This is a genomic window from Roseibium hamelinense, from assembly GCF_007830545.1.
GTDB classification, from domain to species: Bacteria; Pseudomonadota; Alphaproteobacteria; order Rhizobiales; family Stappiaceae; genus Roseibium; species Roseibium hamelinense.
This window is the reverse complement of record NZ_VLLF01000001.1, coordinates 732,888-753,812: the sequence shown is the minus strand read 5'-3', so window position 1 is coordinate 753,812 and position 20,925 is coordinate 732,888. Positions and strand designations below refer to the sequence as shown.

Sequence of the window (20,925 nt, the reverse complement as noted above, 5' to 3'; positions counted from 1 at the left end):
CAGGGGAGAGCAAAATGAATGCAAGTTTGCCCATAAAGCATACCCAGGCTGAGACAGATCTCATCGATCGGTTTGACGCTGCCAAAGCGCATTTGCCCGGATCTCAGGTGATTGTCGGCCTCAGGGACTCAGCGGTGTCTCAAATCCGCGACAAAGGACTGCCGCATCGCCGGGTAGAGGAGTACAAATACACGGACCTGCGCGCCTATATGAAATCGGGCGCCCCGCTTGCCGGGCCGGCTACGCTCGATGAGGTCCGCGCGATCTTGGATGCGCAGGACAGCTATGGTGACCTGGACCGCTACCGGATCGTAATCGCAAACGGCCGTTTCATGGCCGATGTCAGCGATGCGCCGGCGCTCGCCGGTGAAGGCGTGACCGTCACCGATTTCAGCGAAGCCTTGAGTGCGGAAACCGCGGCCGATCTCCTGGCCCAGCCAACGACCGCAGGCTTAGACGGCGTTCTTGCGCTGAACACGGCGTTTGTTCAAGGCGGCGTCTTGCTCGTTGTCAAAGAAGGCGCTGCTGTTTCAAAGCCTGTCGAGGTTGTCCATGTCGGCACCGGTTCCGGTGCACTGGTCACCCGCTCGAAAATTACTGTTTCTAAGGGCGCATCCTTGCGGGTTCTGGAGACATTTGCCGGAGATACCGGCAATGGTGAAATCAATGCGGTGTTTGACTATCACGTCGCTGACGGTGCGAAAGTGGCCGCGACCCGGCTTATTGCAGGCGACGCCGACCCGGCGCGGCTGTTCACAACCATCGCGACCATTGGCGCTGAAGCAGAGTTTAAGTCGCTGGGCTTTATTGCGGGCCCGTCATTCGTGCGCAACCAGCAATTCGTCAATTTTACAGGCGAGCATTCGGAGGCCAAGATCTACGGCGTATCCATGGCGCGCGGGGAAGGCGTTGCCGATCAGACCCTTATCGTTGATCACGCGGTTCCCCATTGCAACAGCCGGGAGTTCTTTAAGACCGTGCTCGATGATCGGGCCCGGGGCGTTTACCAGGGGCGTATCAATGTCGCACCGCATGCGCAGAAAACCGATGGCGAGATGATGACCCAGGCCCTACTTCTTTCTGAAGAAGCAGAGATGGCCAACAAGCCGGAGCTGGAAATCTTCGCCGATGACGTGATTTGCGCGCATGGGGCGACCAGCGGCCAGATGGACGAGGACCTTCTGTTTTACCTGCGTGCGCGGGGAATTCCGGAAGATGAGGCGCGGACCTTGCTGGTTCTGGCTTTTCTGTCCGAAGCCATTGAGGAATATGGCGAAGATGACGTGACCGAGGGTCTCGAAGCCCGCGTTCGCGACTGGCTTGCCGCCAAAAACTAAAGGAGCAGCGCCGGAATGACGGTTGCAACTGCGATGCCTGAACAGGCTGCCACGGAATACGATGTTGAAGCCATCCGCAAGGATTTCCCAATCCTTGCGCGCGAGGTCTATGGCAAACCGCTTGTCTATCTTGATAATGGTGCTTCAGCGCAAAAGCCGCAGGCGGTCATCGATGCCGTGAGCAAGGCGTATTCTGAAGAATATGCCAACGTGCATCGCGGTTTGCACTTCCTGTCGAACACGGCGACTGACAATTATGAGGCTGCGCGCGAGAAGGTGCGCCGTTTCCTCAACGCCCCCAGTGTCGACGAGATCGTCTTCACGAAGGGCACCACCGAGGCGATAAACCTTGTGTCTCACGGGTTTGGTGCAGACCGGATCGCGGAGGGCGATGAGATCGTTCTGTCGATCATGGAGCATCATTCAAACATCGTTCCTTGGCACTTCTACCGCGAGCGCAAGGGCGCGGTTTTGAAATGGGTTTATGTCCGAGAGGACGGTTCGTTCGACCTGGAGGCGTTTGCTGAGGCTTTGAACGAGAAGACCAAACTCGTCGCGATCACGCATATGTCCAACGTGCTCGGTACCGTGGTGCCGATCAAGGAGGTATGCCGGATCGCCCATGAGCGCGGTATTCCTGTTCTGGTCGACGGCAGTCAGTCCGCGGTCCACATGAATGTCGATGTGCAGGATCTGGGCTGTGATTTCTACTGCTTCACCGGCCACAAGGTATATGGACCGTCGGGGATCGGCGTGTTGTGGGCCAGGTCCGAGCTGCTGAAGCAGATGCAGCCGTTCAACGGCGGCGGCGAGATGATCCTCGATGTGACCGAGGATGTCGTCACGTATAACGATCCGCCGCATCGTTTTGAGGCGGGAACTCCGCCGATCGTTCAGGCGATTGGGCTTGGTGCCGCCCTCGACTATATGGAGGCGGTTGGACGGGACAACATTGCGCGTCACGAGGCCGATTTGCGCGACTATGCGCATCAGAGGCTGTCGGAGATCAATTCCTTGCGGATTTTCGGCACCGCGCCGGACAAGGGTGCTATCGTGTCCTTTGAATTGCAGGGCGCTCATGCACATGATGTGGCAACAATCATTGACCGCTCCGGCGTCGCTGTGCGTGCGGGCACACACTGCGCCCAGCCACTCTTGGCAAAATACGGCGTGACATCTACATGTCGGGCGAGCTTCGGTCTTTACAACACCCGTGCGGAAGTGGATGCGCTCCACGCCGCGTTGATCAAGGCCCAGGGATTTTTGGGGTAAGGAACACCAGCGATGGAAAACTCAACGACCATCGATCACAATGAAGCCGGGGAAGAACTTCAGGCTGAGGTGACCGGCAAAAGCGCGATCCCTCAGGCGGAACTGGAGCAGTTGACAACCGATATCATCGGCGCGCTCAAGACCGTCTATGACCCGGAAATTCCGTGCGATATCTATGAGCTGGGCCTGATTTATAAAGTTGATATCGAAGACGACCGGTCGATCAATATTGATATGACCCTGACCGCACCGGGGTGCCCGGTTGCCGGTGAAATGCCGGGGTGGGTGGAAAACGCTGTCGCCTCTGTCGCAGGGGTTGGGCCGGTTAATGTCGATATGGTGTTTGACCCGCCTTGGACCCCGGACCGGATGTCAGATGAAGCGAAAGTCGCCCTTAACTGGTACTGATTAACGGGCGCGGGCGCGCTTCCCCTTTTGACGCTTAACCTGAATTCCTATATCAAGTTCAAAAGCCCTTGGCCTTTGACATCAGAGGATGTGATGACCGCTGCCCGGAAATTTCAGGTAATGACCTTGACCGACGCTGCTGCTGAGCGCGTGCGTGAGCTTATCGAGAATTCAGACAAGGATGCCATTGGATTGCGACTTGGCATCAAGAAAGGCGGCTGTGCGGGCATGGAGTACACCATGGATCTCGTCGGTGAACATAAGCCAGGCGATGACCTTGTCGAAGATAAGGGCGCTAAGGTGTTCGTCGAGCCGTCTGCCATGCTGTTCCTGCTTGGAACCGAGGTTGATTTCGAGGTGACCAAATTCCGCTCCGGTTTCGTTTTCAAGAACCCGAACGAAGTATCTGCGTGCGGGTGCGGCGAGTCTGTCTCTCTTCAGGCTGCAAATCCGGCCAGTCTGAGCCAGTAACAAAACGGCACATCTCAAGGGGATGCTTTGCACCTTTTTTCACGTTTGAAGGCAGACGCCTCTGGCGATTGGGCCTCGTATGTCGAGCACCAATTCGTCCATGAACTCGGCACCGGCGAGTTGCCGAAATCGTCGTTCCGGCACTATCTGGTTCAGGACTACCTTTTTCTCATCCAATTTGCCCGGGCCTATGCGCTCGGCATTTACAAAAGCCCGACACCTCAGGACATGCGTCAATCGCTCGAGGGCGTGAAGGCGATTATGGATGTGGAACTGGATCTGCATCTGGAATTGTGCGCATCCTGGGGCATGAGCCGCGAAGATATTGAAAACGCGCCGGAAGCGGCCCAGACCATTGCCTATACCCGGTTTGTCCTCGAGGCGGGCATGGCAGGTGATTTGCTCGACCTGCAGGTTGCGCTTGCTCCGTGCATCATCGGCTATGCCGAGATTGGCAAAGGCCTCGCCGAAAAACATGGCCAAACGCTCGACGGCAATCCGTATAAGCGTTGGATCGAAGAATATTCCGGATCGACCTACCAGAATTTGGCAGCAGAATTCGGCGCGTGGATTGACGCGACCGCTGGTGTCTATCTGACCGAGGCGCGTGTTCCGCGTTTACGAAAGCTGTTTGCCAAGGCGAGCCAGCTTGAGGCGGATTTTTGGCAGATGGGCCTTGAAGCGTCTTGAGAGAAAGCCGGTGTGAAACTGCACGGCTTTGGGTAGGATCGTTTAGGAGACGGCGATCTGGTCGTCTGAAAGGTCTTTTTCGGTTTTGACCATGTTGCGCCCGCCGTGTTTGGCGGCATACATCGCCTCGTCCGCCCGCGCCACGATGGAATGCGTGCTGTCGCCTGGGCGGTAGATCGAAATCCCGATGGAGATTGTAATGCGGCCAAGATTTTCGCCGGTGGACCGCTTGACCAGTTCCTTCGACATGACAGACTTGCGGATTTTTTCTGCAATCGACTTTGCTTCATCCAGGTCTGTCATCGGCAAAATGATCGCGAATTCCTCACCGCCGTACCGGCACGCCGAATCGTGGCTCTTGACGTTTTGCTTGACCGCAAGGGCGACCAGCCGAAGAACCTGATCGCCGGTCTGGTGGCCATAGGTATCGTTGAATTTCTTGAAGTGGTCGATATCGGTCAAAAGCAGTGCGAAAGACGAGTTGTTGTCTTCCGCATGAGCCAAACTCCGCTCCAGCGTCGCGTCGAAATGTTTGCGATTGGACAAGGTGGTCAGCTCATCGGTCAGTGATTCGTACCGAATTGCTTCGAGATTGGCCTGAAGATTCTCGATTTGCCGCTTTGACTCCAGAAGCTGTGTTTCGAGCTGCCGGTTGGACGCCACAGCCGTGTGGGTCGACTTCATGAGGTGGGTCATGAAGATTTGAAGCTTTTCCGGGTCTTTCAGCTTTTTAAGCTTCTGACCGGCTCTCTCGAGCACGTCACCATAGTCCGATGTGGCATCCGCACTCAGCTTGAGCGCGTTGACCAGATCTTCGACTTCCCTCGAAACTTTCGAGCCAACTTCATCGAGCCGGTCGCCCAAGCGGTTGGGAGACAAGAACTTTCCGTAAACCGCCAGCATTTCTTCAGAGCTGACCCGGCCTTTGTCTTTCAAAATCTCATTGACGGCCCGATTGAGACCGTGGTTGTATCCAGCGGAGTATGTGTACCAAAGCTCATATGAACGGGGATACGCAGGCAACGTATTCCGTTTGATGTAGGAGAGCGCGGACTCGCCGTACACAATCGTCCGCTTATGATCTTCATCTTCGGCCATTTAGAATCCCACTGGTCGAGCGTGCCTAGCCGCCCCACACGGCAGCTTGCTCGACCAATACAATTCTACTGGAAGATTTAAGGTCCGGTTAAGCCTGTCACAATTGGCTGGGAACCCGTATCAAGATGCCTTCTTAGGCCGAGGTTCGCGCAGCAAGAATGCAGGAATATGACTGCCGGCCCCAAAGGCTGGTTCGTCCCGGTCTGCAGCTGCGCGCGGCTTTTGGTTTTTTTGCGCAGCGGCCTGACGGGCAGGGCGGCGGCGCTGCGGAGCCGGTGCGTCTTCCACAGCCGTTACCGCTGGAGCTGCTTCTTGCTTGTCGTCATTGTCCGCAACTTTGCGGCGGCTTGAGCCGTTCTTTGACGAAGCGGACTTGGCATTGCGGCCACCGCGTCGGCGAGCCTTGCGTTCTTCTGCGGCAGCCTCAAAGTCTATTGGCGCGCCGGTCCACTCGATCTCGATGGAAATCAGCTCTTCAATTGCCTTGAGGTATTTCTGATCGTCTCCAGTTACCAGCGTGTAAGCGGCGCCTGAGCGGCCTGCGCGACCCGTCCGGCCGATCCGGTGTACATAGTCTTCGGCGTGGCTCGGCACATCGTAGTTGAACACATGGCTCACTTCGGGAATATCCAGCCCGCGTGCGGCCACGTCGCTGGCGACCAAAAGCTTTATGTTGCCCTTTCGGAAATTGTCGAGCATCAGCATGCGGGTGCGCTGGTCCATGTCACCATGCAGGCAGCCAACATTGTATCCGTGTTTTTCGAGGGACCGGAAAAGGGTCGAGATATCGCGCTTGCGGTTGCAGAAGACGATCGCGTTTTGAAGATCTTCGGCTTCTTCGAGCAGTTCGCGCAAGGCTGCGCGCTTTTCATAGTCGACGTTTTCGGACGCTTTCAGGCGCTGGCTGACGTTCACTGCAGTGGATGAGGTTTTCGCGACCTCGATTCGCGCCGGATTTTGCAGGAAAGTCTCCGTCAGGCGCTGGATTTCCGGCGGCATGGTGGCCGAGAAAAACAGGGTTTGGCGTGTGAAAGGGATCAGTTTGCAGATCCGTTCGATGTCTGGAATGAAACCCATGTCCAGCATGCGGTCGGCTTCGTCGATCACGAGGATCTCGACACCTTGGAGCAGCAGTTTGCCACGTTCAAAGTGATCCAGCAGGCGGCCTGGTGTTGCAATCAGGACATCTGTTCCGCGGTCAAGCTTCTTGTCCTGCTCGGCAAACGAAACGCCCCCGATCAGCAGCGCAACATTCAGTTTGTGATTGGTGCCGTATTTTTCGAAGTTTTCTTCGACCTGAGCAGCAAGTTCCCGGGTTGGCTCCAGAATCAGCGTGCGCGGCATCCGGGCGCGGGCGCGGCCTTTCTCGAGGAGCGTAAGCATTGGGAGAGTGAAGCTGGCTGTTTTGCCGGTGCCGGTTTGAGCGATCCCCAATACGTCGCGCCGTTCCAGTACCTGTGGAATTGCTCCCGACTGAATGGCTGTTGGTTCCGTATAACCTGCAGCTTCCACCGCAGAGAGGACTTTCTCGCTAAGACCGAGTGAATTGAATGACATGTAGCCGCTTGACCAGATTTTGTAAGATTGGGTCGAAGTCATCAGCATCACACAGCTGACGAAGTCGCGGCCACCCTACATTTTAAACCCGTCAAGTCAATCGACGTAACTGCCAAATATGCATAAATTCGGTCATTTAGCTCAGTATGGCTAAGGGAGCTGCTAAGTCACGGCTCCGCAAACAGTGAAAAATGTTTTGCCGGATACATTAAATATTGAAAAGTCTGTAAGCGGCAAAGAAAGTGCCGCTGCGTTTGTTAGAGGCGGGGCGCGCTGTCTGCCTGCACCGCGTTGGTCATCACCGGGCGGCTGGAGAGCGGTTTCGGAGTTGCTCCGGACGCATAAAGCGGCATGTTGAAGAGCTCGGCATCGCGGGCATAGCGCTTGCGAACCAGGCGGGCAGCACTGGAATCGAGCAGCTCGTCGGTCAGCACATTGTGCCGGGCCGAATAGGAAATGCGCTTAAGGGCCGGCATCTTCACGCCATGCGCCTTGAGCAGACGGGACAATGCGCCTGCCTGCTGATCCGGGCTGTCGATGTCAACCAGAAGATCTGGCACTAGCTGCTTCCGGTGGTTCAAGATCGACGTCTGGTTTCGCAGCAGATTGTCCGCGTTCATGTCCGGCAAATTGGCGACCTTCGCCGCGAACGCGGTGATCGACATGTCTTTCGAAAAACGCTTTTCCGCAAAATAGGCTGTAAGCGGCATGTCGCCGAGAATGACGTTCTCATAACAAGACACGACACGTTCGATTGGAGACTGCACACATGCGAAAACAGGCATGTCCGGATAGCGGCGTTTCAATTCGCGGGCAGTGAGCAGTTCAATATCGCTTTGCCAGACCGGCGGGCAGGAGGTGTCCCTGAATTTAGGGGGCGATGCAGCTGCAGACTTGCTATCAAGCGCGGATATCACGGGCAGGGCCCACAAGAAGGGATCGCCCGGAACCCGTCCAAACGCAAGTCCCTTGTCCCGGAACACAATGAAGGAATGTTGCCGCAACGGCCGCTTTTTGCGGTCAAACAGATTGTAAAGCGTGCGCAGCATCAAAGATGTCCAAGTGTTTAACTTCGGTATGTTGGCTACCTGATGTTGACCCAAAGGTCAATTATCCGGGTATTTGCAAGCTTGGGGTTTATATGTCCAAATCCTCTGCGAATTCGGCATTTTCCTGTATAAACCGGAACCTCGCGTCGGGCTTGTTGCCCATGAGGCGATCGACGGCATCGTTGGTATCGGCGATGGCGTCTTCCAAAACGCTGACCCGCAGCATGGTTCTCTTTGCCGGGTCCATGGTGGTTTCCTTGAGCTGGGCCGGCAACATTTCGCCCAAACCCTTGAATCTTCCGATCTCCACCTTGCCTTTTCCCTTGAACTCGCGTGCAAGCAATTCATCCTTGTGCGCATCATCACGTGCATAGAACGTCTTGCCACCCTGGCTCAGCCGGTAAAGCGGGGGCACAGCGAGAAACAAGTGCCCGTTGCGGATCAATTCTGGCATCTCCCTGTAAAAAAAAGTGATCAGCAGAGAAGCGATGTGGGCGCCGTCAACATCGGCATCGGTCATGATGACGATCTTTTCGTAGCGCAGATCAGTGTCGCGATAGGCGGAGCGGGTCCCGCATCCAAGTGCTTGGATCAAATCCGCGAGCTGCTGGTTCGCTGCAAGTTTTTCTCGGCCGGCATTCGCCACGTTCAGGATTTTGCCGCGCAACGGCAAAACTGCCTGATTGGATCTGTTGCGTGCTTGCTTCGCCGAGCCGCCCGCTGAATCGCCCTCGACAATAAACAGTTCGGTGCCCTCGGCCTGATTGGCCGAACAATCGGCAAGCTTACCGGGCAGGCGGAGCTTACGGACTGCGGTCTTGCGGGCCACATCCTTCTCCTGCCGCCGCCGCAGACGTTCCTCTGCGCGGTCAATCACCCATTCCAGCAGCTTGTTCGCTTGGTTGGGGGAGGCCGTCAGCCAATGGTCGAAAGCGTCGCGGACGGCGTTTTCCGTGATCCGGGTCGCCTCGTTGGTGGCAAGCTTGTCCTTCGTCTGACCAACGAATTCCGGCTCGCGGATAAAAACTGACAGCATGCCGCCAGCGGAGGTCAGAATGTCATCGCCAGTGATCAGCGATGCCTTCTTGTTGTTGGTCAGTTCGCCATAAGCCTTCAGTCCACGCAACAATGCATATCGAAGGCCCGCCTCATGGGTGCCGCCTTCCGGAGTGGGGACGGTGTTACAATACGAATTTATAAAGCCATCGCCCGCAAACCAGGTCACCGCCCATTCAACGGAGCCATGGCTGCCGGCCTTTGCGGTCTTGCTGGCAAAAACATCATCGACGACCCGGCGCTCCTTCTGGAGCCGTTCGTTCAAGAAGTCGCGCAAACCGCCGGGGAAATGGAACACGGCTTCGGCGGGCGTTTCGTCTTTTTCCTGGATCAGAACCGGATCGCAGTGCCAGCGGATCTCGACGCCGCCGAACAGATAGGCTTTTGAGCGGGCCATTTTCAGAAGCCGGCTCGGCTTGAATTCGGCAGTTGACCCGAAAATCTGAGCATCCGGCCTGAAGCGGACTGAAGTGCCCCGGCGGTTCTGAGTCTCGCCGACAAGCTCCAGGTGGCCATCCGGGATCCCGCGCCGGAAGGTTTGGCGGTAAAGCTTGCGGGCCTTGGCGACTTCGACCACCAGCTCTTCCGATAGCGCATTGACGACGGAGACTCCGACGCCGTGCAGGCCGCCAGACGTTTCGTACACCTTGCTATCGAATTTTCCGCCGGCGTGCAGTGTCGTCATGATCACTTCAAGGGCGGATTTGTCCTTGAATTTCGGGTGCCGGTCGACTGGGATCCCTCGGCCGTTGTCCGTCACAGTCAAGAACCCGTCGGCACCGAGGGTCACATCAATCCACGTGGCGTGTCCGGCAACGGCCTCATCCATGGAGTTGTCGATGACTTCGGCAAACAGATGGTGGAGGGCTTTTTCGTCCGTTCCTCCAATATACATTCCCGGCCGCCGCCGAACAGGCTCGAGACCTTCTAGAACTTCAATGTCGGCGGCAGAATAATCGTCGGTGACGGGCGTGAGGGCAGGACGGCTCTTGGGTGCAGGGGTTTCGGTTTTTCGGGTTGCTGCATCAGATCCGCCTGCGAAGAGATCGTCTTTTGCACTCATGCTCTAAGGTGTCCATTCTTATTGTACGACCCTGTATCGGGGCGCTTGAGTCGGGCCTTATCATCTCAAGACTGTTCACATACAGCAAAATGTTCTTTGTTTCCCCCACGCATTTTCCAGCTGTTTATATCTGCAGGCTTTCGGTCAAGGGAATCTCAACCCCTTTCGTGCTGTGTTTGGAGCCATGGTTGAAACATCCGTGGGGGCGGCGTGACACAAACCGAAAATTATGAGTGCACCGGCGGGGAGACTGGTTTCATGTGTGGGTCAGTCCAGATTATCGCCAAGGCAGCTGTGTCGCGTTTGCAACACTGTGCAGCAGAGTCACGTTTGGGCACCGTGTTCGCCATTGATGCCGCGGTTCGGCCATGATTGATCATCAGGGAATAGGCACGGCTGTCGTTTGGGCATTGGAGGCGGGTGGTTCCGGACTGAACTGCATTCGCGGCATGAACGATAACTCAAGGGCGCAAAATAAGTTGGTTCGGCATCAAAGAGCTCTCGGCAGAGTATCCGGCACGATCACAGTCAAAAAGAGTCCGCGCTCTTGCCACAATCATGCGGTGCAGGGTCGCAGTCTGGCCGAAATGCACAGGTATTCTCGGCAGCAACAGGAAAAGCGTCAAATACTGCAGGCCAACAGGCCGCAGAGAAATGAGTGTGAGGGAATGTCCTCGTTATTGCAGATGAATGACAGCGGATATCAGGGCGTGATCCAGACGGCGTATGGCCGCGGTTTTGCGCGGCTTGTTGCCGTTTGCATGCTTGTCAGCTGCATCGGGCTTGGTGATTACCGGGCGCAGGCATTTGATGGAACTCCGGCTGATCCGGACACGGAAATCGGGCCGCAGGATCTCAGCCCGAGCGAAGCGCTTCGTGCTGGAGCCCGGCAATATTATTCCGGTGACAAAGAAGCAGCGCTCAACTCACTGAGATACGCAGCTGACCATGGCCAGTCGATGGCGGCTTGGAAGCTTGGCGAAATGTATGCCCATGGCGACGGCGTCCAGGAAGACGACTTGAAGGCGTTCGAGTATTACAGCCAGGTGGTTCGCGAGCATGGGGACGACAGTCCGACCGACCCGGACGCGCCATTCGTCGCAAGTGCTTTCGTTGCCCTAGGGAACTACTACCGGGATGGAATTGGGGAGCGTGTGACCGCGAACCCTGCCCGGGCAAAGCAGATCTTCACCCATGCAGCTTCTTATTTTGGAGACGCTGACGCACAGTTTGAGCTTGGTCGCATGTATCAGGGCAGCAATGCCCGCATGGCCGTCCGGTGGTTTAATCTGGCGGCCATCAAGGGGCATGTCGGAGCACAGGCGCGCCTTGGTGAAACATTGTTCACAATCGGGCAATCCGATAGCAGAAAGGCCCGCGGGCTGATGTGGCTGTCCGTTGCGCTCGAGCAGGCTTCGGCGAACAACGAAGCCTGGATTCGCAATCTTCACGAAAAATATTTCGGACTGGCCAGCGAACTCGTGCGGGCCCAGTCCCGGGATATGTCGAGCAAATGGCTGTCAAACAACCGGCCGGAGCTCTACGCCGCTCAGCAGACAACAACCGAATAAGCGGCCGTTTGGTTCTGTTGTTCTTAAAGGCCGCTTACGGCGCATTTGAAAACCCGTCAGCCTTTTGAGCCCGATTGCCACGGTGTGTGTGGAACGCCATGGGACGGGAGTAGCGAGGCGGACGGGCAGGGTGTGTCGGAGAATTTCCAGGACGTGTTGTTCAGCACCATTTGGCAGGTCGCAAGACGGGGCCCTTGAGGGCTCCGCAAGCAGACCGTTTCACCAATGAAAAAATCGTCTCCGCGGTACCGGCAAGTGCAGCTCACGGTGGGGGATTGAACTTGCTCCAACTGACTGGCGGGTTTTGGAGGCGCACCTGCGCCCAAGCTGACAGCCGGTATGAGGGCGAGGCCGGTTGCTGTGAACAATTTCACGACGAAACTGATCACTGGCAAACCTTGCCCCAATCCCGCGCGTTCGGGGCGCCTGCGCGTTGCACTTATCCCATTGCGGGAAGCCTATCATGGGTGCAATACGTATCAAGTCTATTGAATGTGCAGATCCGGGCGCATTTTATCCTCAGGCGGCGAGATCCACCCAAACCGGTACGTGATCGGAGGGCTTGTCCCACCCCCTCACACGTTTGTCTATGCCGCAGCCGTTCATCAGGTCCGCAGCTTGGGGCGACAGCAGGACATGATCAATGCGGATGCCGTTGTTTTTCTGCCAGGCACCAGCTTGATAGTCCCAGAAAGTGAAGATTTCCTCGGCTTGTGTGCAATTCCGTACCGCCTCGGTGAAGCCGAGGTTCAAAAGCGCTCTAAAGTTTTGCCGGCTTTCCGGCTGGAAAAGGGCGTCATCGAACCAGTTTTCCGGGTTCTTGGCATCGACCGGGTCGGGAATGACATTGTAATCGCCTAACAAGAGAAAAGGCGTTTCTTCCGCCAGCCGTTTTTCGGCGTGGGCGATCAGCCGGTCCATCCATTCCAACTTGTAAGTGAACTTTTCGGTGCCGAGCGGATTGCCGTTCGGCAGATAGAGGCACCCGAAGCGGACGGCCCCGTTGTTGGTCGACACGGTCGCCTCAATGAAACGCGCCTGTTCGTCATCATCGTTGCCAGGAAGGCCGCGCTGAACGTCCTCCAGCGGCAGCTTCGACAAGAGGGCAACGCCGTTGAAGCCTTTTTGACCATGGGTTTCAACGTTGTAGCCCAATTCCTCAAATGCTTGCCTCGGAAAGTTCTCGTCGACGGACTTGATCTCCTGAAAACAGGCTATGTCGGGGCTGGTTTCTTTCAGCCAGTCCAGCACGGTGTCAATGCGCGCCTTGACGCCATTGATGTTCCAGGTTGCGATTTTCATGAAGGGTCCAGCCGAATAGCTGCTGGCGGCATTGAGCCGCCAGCAGGACAAATCAGATTGTGAAACTTGTGCCGCAGCCACAGCCCGAGGTGGCATGCGGATTGTTGATCTGGAAGGATTGGCCGATCAGATCATCGACAAAATCGATCTCCGAACCGCTCATGTATTCCAGGGACATGGAATCGACGAGGACGGTGATACCGTTTTTCTCAATGGCGAGGTCATCGTCCTCGCGGCTTGTCACCAAGTCGTATTTATATTGCAGTCCGGAACAGCCGCCGCCTTCGACTGAGACGCGCAGCATGCTTCCATCCGGTTCCCCGGTCAAAATCTTGGCGATCCGCTTGGCAGCGCGGTCGCTGACTGTTACGGGATGTTCAAGTGTGTCGGTCATGGGCCTGCCGCATTTCAACGGGTTTGAGCCGGGCAGGGCGGACCCTGCTGCGGCCTTGTCATACAATGATAGGTATGATGTGCGAGGCATTGCGTCAATGCATGCCGCTTCGGTCGGATGGGTGAAGTCGCCGGGGCAGGCTCTGAAAGATGAAGTATGAGGCGGAATATGAATGTCGAGCTCGGCTTGGGATATGGGGCGCAGGCGCTTGCGTCCTACGCAGAGCAGCCAACGAAAAGCCGGGGGCGCTTGTTTCAAGAGCCTGAGAGCCCGACCCGCACTCCGTTTCAACGCGACCGGGACCGGATTATCCATTCCTCCGCATTCCGGCGCTTGAAGCACAAGACCCAGGTTTTCGTCTATCATGAGGGCGATCATTTCCGCACCCGGCTGACGCACACGATTGAGGTGTCGCAAATTGCCCGGTCGCTCGCGAGGGCCTTGCGCGTCGATGAAGACTTGGCCGAGTGCCTGGCGCTGGCTCACGATCTTGGCCATACACCGTTCGGGCACGAGGGCGAAGACGTGATGCATGTGTGCATGGAGCCCTACGGCGGCTTCGATCACAACGCGCAATCGCTGCGGGTCGTAACCTCGCTGGAACAGCGCTATGCGGAATTCGACGGCCTGAATCTGTCCTGGGAGACCTTGGAAGGCCTCGTCAAGCACAACGGCCCATTGTTGGACGCATCGGGCCGCCCGCTTGGTAAATTCAAGGACAGTGAACTTCCCTTCGCCATTCGCGAATATGCAAGCCGGCAGGATCTGCTGCTGCACACTTGGCCAAGCCTTGAAGCGCAAGCAGCCGCAATCGCAGACGACATTGCCTACGATGCGCATGATCTGGACGATGGCATGCGTGCCGGATTGTTTGCGATCGAAGACATGAAGGATGTACCTTTTCTGGCCGATATCCTGGCCGATGTCGACAGCAAGTATCCTGGCCTTGAAGAAAGCCGGCGCATCCATGAAATCGTCCGGCGTTCGATCACCCGCATGGTCGAAGACGTCATTACAGAGGCAATGAAACGCCTGTCCGATGTCCAGCCGGAGACGGTTGAGGATGTGCGCGCCGCAGGCCGGTGCCTGGTGGATTTCTCAAGCGAGACCTCGGCCTCGGAACGTGAAGTCAAAAAATTTCTGTTTGCGCGGGTCTACAGGCACGAGGATGTTCTCGCCGTCCGGCGGCTCGTGGCTGATGTGGTGCGTGATCTGTTTGCCCGGTTCATGAAAGAGCCTGAGCTCATGCCGGCGCCTTGGGACAAGGATCTCGCAGGCTTGGATGAAACCGGCCTGGCCCGGCGCGTGTGCGACTATATTGCGGGCATGACAGACCGATATGCCATCGAAGAACATCGCAGACTGTTTGACGATACGCCGGATTTGAGCTAGGCCGCAGCCACAATGTGACTGCCAGCGGGCCGCGAAGACCACTCCGGCGCGCGGGTTAGCTATTTTCATGGACACTTCAGGCTTTCGATGAACATTTTCGCCGAATTTTCAAATCGCGTGCAAACGGTGCTGCAATCCCTTGATCTGTCGACAAAAGAAGGCGATGCGCCGGACTTGTCCCGGGTGACGGTCGAGACTCCGCGCGATCCTGCTCATGGCGATTTGGCAACAAATGCCGCGATGGTGCTGTCCAAGCAGGTTGGCATGAAGCCACGCGATCTTGCCGAAAAGCTGGTGGATAAACTACAAGCCGATCCCGAGATCACTGAAGCTGCAATCGCCGGTCCGGGCTTCATTAATTTGAGAGTGTCGCATTCGGTTTGGGAGAATGTGCTTGGGGCCGTATTGGCACAACAGCTTGATTTCGGCCGGTCCAGGTTAGGCACCGGCAAAAAGGTCAATGTGGAATACGTGTCGGCCAACCCAACCGGTCCGATGCATGTCGGGCATACACGCGGCGCAGTTGTCGGCGATGCTCTGGCAAACCTGCTGGATTTCGCCGGCTATGACGTGACCCGGGAGTACTATATCAATGACGCTGGCTCGCAAATCGAAACGCTGGCGCGCAGTGCATTCCTGCGCTACCGCGAGGCTTTGGGCGAGGATATCGGAGCGATCCCGGCGGGGCTTTATCCCGGCGACTACCTGAAACCGGTGGGTCAGGCGCTGGCGAAAGAGCACGGCGATGCACTGACCAAAATGGCAGACGGCGAGTGGCTTCCAATCGTCAAGGACTTTACCGTCGCGGCGATGCTGGACCTCATCCGGGACGATCTGGCAACGCTCAATGTTCATCACGAGGTGTTTTATTCCGAGCGCACCTTGCATACCCATGACGGTAACGGCCCATCTAAGATCGACGAGATGCTGGACGCCTTGCGTGAGCGCGATCTTGTGTATCAAGGCACTTTGCCGCCGCCAAAAGGACAGGTACCTGAAGACTGGGAGGACCGGGAGCAAACGCTTTTCCGGGCCAGCGATTATAGTGACGATACCGACCGTGCACTAAAAAAATCGGACGGCTCTTATACTTATTTTGCGGCCGATGTGGCGTATTTCCGGGACAAGTTTCTGCGGGGTTATGACGAGATGATCTACGTTCTCGGCGCGGATCACAGCGGCTATGCCAAACGCTTGGAAGCCGTCGGGCAAGCAATCTCTGATGGTAAGGCGCAAGTTATTGTCAGCTTCTGCCAGTTGGTGAAGCTGTTCAAGGGCGGTGAGCCTTTCAAGATGTCCAAACGGTCTGGCGATTTTATCACCCTGCGCGATGCGGTGGAGGAAGTAGGGCGGGATCCGATCCGGTTCATGATGCTCTATCGCAAGAACGACGCGCCGCTCGACTTCGACTTCGAAAAGGTGACCGAGCAGTCCAAAGACAATCCGGTATTTTATGTCCAATATGGGCATGCAAGATGCCACTCGGTGTTGCGTCAGGCCGCCGAAGAATTCCCTGCTTTGGACCTTGGGGAGACGGCGCTCGCCGCGGCAGACTTCTCGGTGCTGACCGACGAAGGTGAGCTTGAGTTGATCTCGAAATTGGCTCAGTGGCCGCGTGTGGTTGATTCGGCGGCAGATACGCATGAGCCTCACAGAGTGGCGTTTTACCTGTATGACCTCGCGAGTTCCTTGCATGCGCACTGGAATAGAGGCAAGGAATTGCCGCAATTACGTTTTATTAACACTGATAATACCAAATTAACCCTAGCGCGACTTGCCCTGGTTCGTGCAATATCTTTGGTACTTGCCTCAGGTCTTGCTGTGCTGGGTGTGAACGCGCCTGAGGAGATGCGCTAAAGTCTCTTGGGCTTTGACGGTCTGTAAAGTGTAAGCCGCCAAAAAGCCGTACTGGCCGGATAGTAATCAAACATGGCAGGAAATTCCGACCACCCCAAATCAGCGCGGTACCCTTCCGGGCAGCCGCAACCGGGAACAAGTCAGGAACCGGCGGAAGATCCGCTGGTCGAACTGGCACGCATCGTACATCGCAACAAGCAGCCGGGGGCAAGTGTGACAGGGAACCGCGTTGGCAGCACGGACTATTTCGCTGGTCTTGACGAGGTCGCTGGCGGCCCAACATCCCAGCCAGCTGCACCGGCAACTCCGGGGCCGGCCGCAGACCGCGCCGCACCGCCTGTTGCAGAAACACCCGTTGCACAAACGCCGTCGCAGCCTGCCGCAGACAACCAGATCCCCTGGCCCAAAACGCCAGATCTCGGCTCCATAGAGGCAACGGCTGCGCAGGCCATGAACCGCTCTGTTGACCCGGCGCGGGCACCGTCTTCTCGCGGGGTTGGCTTTTTGCCGACCGGCGAGCCACCGCTGGACGACCTTGCCAATGCGCCGCGTCCTGCACCGTCCGTGACCGCAGATCTGGAAAAGAGCTTAACTGCGGAACTAGAGGATGAGCTTATCGGCGCGTTCCGGCAAAACTTCGACACGGCGCCGGACCCGCTGTCCGCCGCGCCACAGCAGTCTGAAATGCCTCCAGCTTCGCCTGCCTACAGCCCGCCACAGGACGCGGCATTTGACGTAAAGCCTGTTGCCGCGCCGCCTTTGCAATCCGGTGTGGCTGCCTCACAGGAGCCGGCAGCGCCCGAACAGCCTGCCAGGCCAGACGCGCAGCCGCAGCGCACGGAGCCGTATTTCGGATCCGGATTTGCCAGCAATTACGGCGCACCAGCCAATGATGCCAAACCAGCGATTGACGAAGACGACCTTTTCGCGGCGATTTCACAGCCGGAAGCGTCGCTGGAAACGTCCTATGAGCTGCCGGCTACACCAGCTCCTGAGGCCCAGAGCGTGAAGTCTCCGGCTCCCAGAGCGCCGACCTCTGACCCGGCAGCCTCCGAGCGGGCGGCATTTGATCCGGCACCGATCTCTGGCCAAACGTCTCCCCCGGTAGCCGGTCAGGCGCCTGAGATGCCGAAGGCGGATCCCAAGCCGCCGCAAGGTCCCGATTTCGATTCGCTTTTTGCCGATTTGAAACTCCCCGATTTCCCGGTATCGCGCCAGGAGCCGGCTGTTGCCCCACATGAGGCCGGTTCTGCCCGCACAAACGTGTCCTGGGACAGCATATCGGAAACACCTGCTGCCAGCCGGCCGGTCGCCGAAGAGCCGCTTGAATTGCGCGGGTCTGACACGTCCACTCCTGCCGAGGATGACATCGACAATATGACGTGGCCTGCGGCCGCGGCATCCGTGCCGCAAAGCGGCGACGACGAACTTCCGCCGCCTCCGGGCGGATACGACCTCGATGCTGTTGCACGCGCGATGAACGAAAGCGATCCGACCGTTGGCACCAGCGGCGTTCTGCCGCCGCATCCGCCGGCCGAAAAGGCCGCAGCTCCAGGGTCGGAGCCAAGGTCCCGCAAAGGTCTGATGGCGGCTGCAGCTGTGCTTGGCATCGCAGTTATCGGTGGCGGAGCCTTCGTCCTTCTGGATGACGACAGCGTTGCAGTGCCGGACGGTCCGCCGCCGATCATTGCCGGTCTTCAAGGCGATCTCAAAGTCTACCCGGACAACCAGCAAGCCGCCTCGGACGACCAGGGAGCGAAACTGATTTATGACCGGGTGGGCGGGTTATCCGATCCGTCCCGGGAACGCCTTGTGCTTCCTGAGACGGCAGAACCTGCGCAACTGCGTCCGGCGCCGGAAAATACGGCCACACCGGATCCTCTTGTTCCCGGAGCACCGAAAAAAGTACGGACGCTCGTGGTGCGCCCGGATGGCAGCATTGTGAATGACGGTGACCAGCCGCGGCAGGTATCGACCAGCCCGGTCGCACAGCCGTCGGCACCAGCGTCGCCGACCAATCCGTCAGCTCCGGTGACCTCGACGATCACAACGGCACCTGTCACGACGACGCCAATACCATCATCGCAGGACAATGCTGGCCCATCGGCATCCGGTACGGACATCGCGTCAGCACCGGCAACACCGCAGCCTGCACAACCCTCTACCCCGGCCATCGTTGGGACACAGACCGGAACAGATGGTCAGACTTCGGCGGACGCGTCGGCTGCCCAGGCGGTGGCTCCGGCAGATATTCCGACTGTCACGCCGCGCGCCAAGCCACCGGCGCCGGTCCGCGTTGCGTCGGCGCCCCAGCCTGTCGCCACCGACACGTCGTCAGGGCCGCTCAATTTGACCAACCCCGCGCCCGCACCGGCGGCTGCAACACCGGCACCTGTTGCAACGGCATCCGGTCAGGTCGGTCAAATTGCGTCCGGAACCTATATCGTACAGGTGACATCGCAGCGCTCGGCAGAGGCGGCGCGCAATGCGTATGCTGGCCTGCAACGCCAGTATCCGAGTGTTTTGGGCAACCGGACCGCTGTGATCGTGTCAGCCGATCTAGGGGATCGTGGAACGTTCTACCGGGCACGCATTCCGACAACATCCCGCGGCGAGGCGATTTCGCTGTGTGAAAGCCTGCAGGCGGCCGGCGGCGACTGCTTTGTCCGGCAGAACTGAACGCAGCAAGTCTTAGAATCTGCAACGTGGCGGCTCTCGTATGGGAGCCGCTATTTTTACTAATCAAGGCCTGTACTGCTGGACAGTTGCGCGGAAATCGGGAGCGCGCTGGATGGCTTATCCATTTATAAAAATTCTAAAATTATCCCCAATATTGCAATTATGTAATCTGTAGGCGTTGCTCAACGGTTGCGAAAGGAAAATCGATGTCGATTGCTAGATTGTTTTCGGGTGCCATGCGGGGATGGGGAAAACAAAACAGACCTGAACATAAGGGTAAAGTTATGTCAGAGTTTGCCGCGCAGCAGGTACGAAACAAGATAAAGCTCTTCGATCCGGCGTTTGACAAAGGAAAAACCGCGTTTAGTAGAACGCCGCCGCCTCCAGCAAAAGATCCTAAAAAGGTAGCAGCGCAGGTCATAAGCAATGCCGCTGGATATGGGTCGAACGCCTTGGTTCCAGGCGAAGTTGGTTCACGACCGCGTCCTCCGGTGCCACCCCGCAAGCGCCTCGGCATGGCAAAGGGAAGTGTTCCCCCACCACCAGCTCGCGATCCGTCTCAAGCGTTGAATAAGGCGAATGCAAAATCGGCTAGAAGCAGTGTTCATAATCAAGGTTTACCTCGCTTAGGCGAAGGTGATTGGGACGAACTGTACTCCGGCTAATCCCCTTGCGAGGCGATTTCGCTGTGTGAAAGCCTGCAGGCGGCCGGCGGCGACTGCTTTGTCCGACAGAACTAAGCCGAGCAGAATTTGAACTTCCCTATCCGGCGGCTTTCAAATGAGAGCCGCCGCTTAGTGTTTGGCGGATCGACCGATAGGCCGCTGCAATGGCGTCGGAAACCGCGCGCACAGCCGGTTCGCGCAACAGGTCCCGATGTACGATCAGGTGTTCGTTGCCGGTCAGCTCCTGGACTGTATCGCCCAGTCTGACGAGGCCCGGATTGGCATCCCCCATGAAAACCGGAAGCAGGGCGATGCCGGCACCGCTGGCAACAAGATCCCGGGCACTGGTCATGGTGTTTGTCCGCAGCGCCGGCTGGTATCTGAGGGTCTTCTCAAGCCAAATCCGATGGGAAGGATACCAGAGATTGTCCGGTGGAAAGCCAATCCATGTTCCGCGCTTGATGGCCTCGGACAGTCCTTCAATCGAGCCCCTGTCCAAATAACAACGCGCGGCGTAGGGGGCATAAGTGAGCTCACCGATCTTATGGGCCACAAGCGTATCCGTTTCCGGCAAACAGCTGCGAATCTGCAATTCGGTCCCGCGGTTTTGATGGTCCGCATGCTGCTGGCTGACGACAAGTTCCAGTTCAATGTCCCCGACCGCGGCTTTAAGCGCAGGAAACCCGAGCGCAAGCGTTTCGGCGCGCACTTCATCAACCGATACCCGCACAACGCGTAGCGCAGAGCCGGGAAGATCGGGCAGGGTTCGAAGGGCCGCTTCTGCGTCCCGGCGCATGTCCGCAGCCAAGGGGATAAGCTTGGCACCGGCTTCTGTGGGCTTCAGCCCGGTGGGGGTGCGCTCAAACAGGCGCGCGCCGATCTGGTCTTCAAATTGACGCAAGCGCCGGCTCAGCTGCGGCTGGCTCATCGCCAGCATCTTTGCGGCTCCCGACAGCGACCAGGTGCGGGCAGCCGCATCAACGATTTTAAGGTCATCCCAGTTCATGGTCTTACTATGCAGAAGCCGATGGCAATCTGCAATGCCATGCATATACGCATGACCC

Annotated in this window: 17 protein-coding genes; 10 read left to right on the top strand and 7 right to left on the bottom strand. The window is 57.5% G+C overall.

The annotated features are described in order from the left end of the window. Window positions 1-14: 14 nt before the first annotated feature. From sufD to tenA, 5 genes are all read left to right on the top strand, one after another. Window positions 15-1,337 carry a Fe-S cluster assembly protein SufD gene (sufD, locus tag JM93_RS03560; protein ID WP_145340658.1) on the top strand — a complete coding sequence of 441 codons (1,323 nt, stop codon included), beginning with the start codon at window positions 15-17 and terminating at the stop codon, window positions 1,335-1,337. A gap of 15 nt (window positions 1,338-1,352) precedes the next feature. Continuing rightward, window positions 1,353-2,609, top strand: a complete 1,257-nt coding sequence (locus JM93_RS03555; RefSeq protein WP_425280802.1) for a cysteine desulfurase — start codon at window positions 1,353-1,355, stop codon at window positions 2,607-2,609. Window positions 2,610-2,621: 12 nt separating this feature from the next. After that, window positions 2,622-3,017, top strand: a complete 396-nt coding sequence (locus JM93_RS03550) for an SUF system Fe-S cluster assembly protein (protein ID WP_145340657.1) — start codon at window positions 2,622-2,624, stop codon at window positions 3,015-3,017. Window positions 3,018-3,110: 93 nt separating this feature from the next. Next, window positions 3,111-3,488 (top strand): Fe-S cluster assembly scaffold SufA, encoded by a 378-nt coding sequence (sufA, locus tag JM93_RS03545; protein WP_145340656.1) that lies wholly within the window; start codon window positions 3,111-3,113, stop codon window positions 3,486-3,488. A 27-nt stretch (window positions 3,489-3,515) separates the two neighbouring features. Continuing rightward, complete coding sequence (tenA, locus tag JM93_RS03540) at window positions 3,516-4,178, top strand: thiaminase II (protein ID WP_145340655.1); 663 nt, start codon at window positions 3,516-3,518, stop codon at window positions 4,176-4,178. A gap of 42 nt (window positions 4,179-4,220) precedes the next feature. On the opposite strand, the gene JM93_RS03535 is transcribed toward tenA, so the two are convergent. From JM93_RS03535 to parE, 4 genes are all read right to left on the bottom strand, one after another. Next, window positions 4,221-5,276: a GGDEF domain-containing protein gene (locus JM93_RS03535; protein ID WP_145340654.1), complete on the bottom strand. Its 1,056-nt coding sequence runs from the start codon at window positions 5,274-5,276 to the stop codon at window positions 4,221-4,223. Window positions 5,277-5,396: 120 nt separating this feature from the next. Beyond that, window positions 5,397-6,833 (bottom strand): DEAD/DEAH box helicase, encoded by a 1,437-nt coding sequence (locus JM93_RS03530; protein WP_145341049.1) that lies wholly within the window; start codon window positions 6,831-6,833, stop codon window positions 5,397-5,399. Between the two features lie 257 nt (window positions 6,834-7,090). Then, complete coding sequence (locus tag JM93_RS03525) at window positions 7,091-7,882, bottom strand: sulfotransferase family 2 domain-containing protein (RefSeq protein WP_145340653.1); 792 nt, start codon at window positions 7,880-7,882, stop codon at window positions 7,091-7,093. An 88-nt stretch (window positions 7,883-7,970) separates the two neighbouring features. Next, window positions 7,971-10,001, bottom strand: a complete 2,031-nt coding sequence (gene parE / locus JM93_RS03520) for a DNA topoisomerase IV subunit B (RefSeq protein ID WP_145340652.1) — start codon at window positions 9,999-10,001, stop codon at window positions 7,971-7,973. A 668-nt stretch (window positions 10,002-10,669) separates the two neighbouring features. Here parE and JM93_RS03515 point away from each other — a divergent pair. Next, a complete protein-coding gene (locus JM93_RS03515; RefSeq protein WP_208994894.1) occupies window positions 10,670-11,572 on the top strand; it encodes a tetratricopeptide repeat protein in 903 nt (300 codons plus the stop codon). A 519-nt stretch (window positions 11,573-12,091) separates the two neighbouring features. On the opposite strand, the gene xth is transcribed toward JM93_RS03515, so the two are convergent. Together xth and erpA are read right to left on the bottom strand one after the other, a co-directional pair. Then, window positions 12,092-12,874: an exodeoxyribonuclease III gene (gene xth, locus JM93_RS03510; RefSeq protein WP_145340651.1), complete on the bottom strand. Its 783-nt coding sequence runs from the start codon at window positions 12,872-12,874 to the stop codon at window positions 12,092-12,094. 52 nt (window positions 12,875-12,926) lie between these two features. After that, window positions 12,927-13,268 (bottom strand): iron-sulfur cluster insertion protein ErpA, encoded by a 342-nt coding sequence (erpA, locus tag JM93_RS03505; RefSeq protein WP_145340650.1) that lies wholly within the window; start codon window positions 13,266-13,268, stop codon window positions 12,927-12,929. Window positions 13,269-13,436: 168 nt separating this feature from the next. Here erpA and JM93_RS03500 point away from each other — a divergent pair, with 168 nt between their 5' ends. From JM93_RS03500 to JM93_RS03485, 4 genes are all read left to right on the top strand, one after another. After that, window positions 13,437-14,660 carry a deoxyguanosinetriphosphate triphosphohydrolase gene (locus tag JM93_RS03500; protein ID WP_145340649.1) on the top strand — a complete coding sequence of 408 codons (1,224 nt, stop codon included), beginning with the start codon at window positions 13,437-13,439 and terminating at the stop codon, window positions 14,658-14,660. An 87-nt stretch (window positions 14,661-14,747) separates the two neighbouring features. Further along, a complete protein-coding gene (gene argS, locus JM93_RS03495; RefSeq protein ID WP_145340648.1) occupies window positions 14,748-16,517 on the top strand; it encodes an arginine--tRNA ligase in 1,770 nt (589 codons plus the stop codon). A gap of 72 nt (window positions 16,518-16,589) precedes the next feature. Beyond that, window positions 16,590-19,196 carry an SPOR domain-containing protein gene (locus tag JM93_RS03490; RefSeq protein WP_145340647.1) on the top strand — a complete coding sequence of 869 codons (2,607 nt, stop codon included), beginning with the start codon at window positions 16,590-16,592 and terminating at the stop codon, window positions 19,194-19,196. Between the two features lie 206 nt (window positions 19,197-19,402). Continuing rightward, window positions 19,403-19,861 (top strand): hypothetical protein, encoded by a 459-nt coding sequence (locus tag JM93_RS03485; RefSeq protein ID WP_145340646.1) that lies wholly within the window; start codon window positions 19,403-19,405, stop codon window positions 19,859-19,861. Window positions 19,862-19,958: 97 nt separating this feature from the next. On the opposite strand, the gene JM93_RS03480 is transcribed toward JM93_RS03485, so the two are convergent. Beyond that, window positions 19,959-20,867, bottom strand: coding sequence for a LysR family transcriptional regulator (locus tag JM93_RS03480; protein WP_145340645.1), 909 nt, complete (start codon window positions 20,865-20,867; stop codon window positions 19,959-19,961). Between the last annotated feature and the right edge of the window lie 58 nt (window positions 20,868-20,925).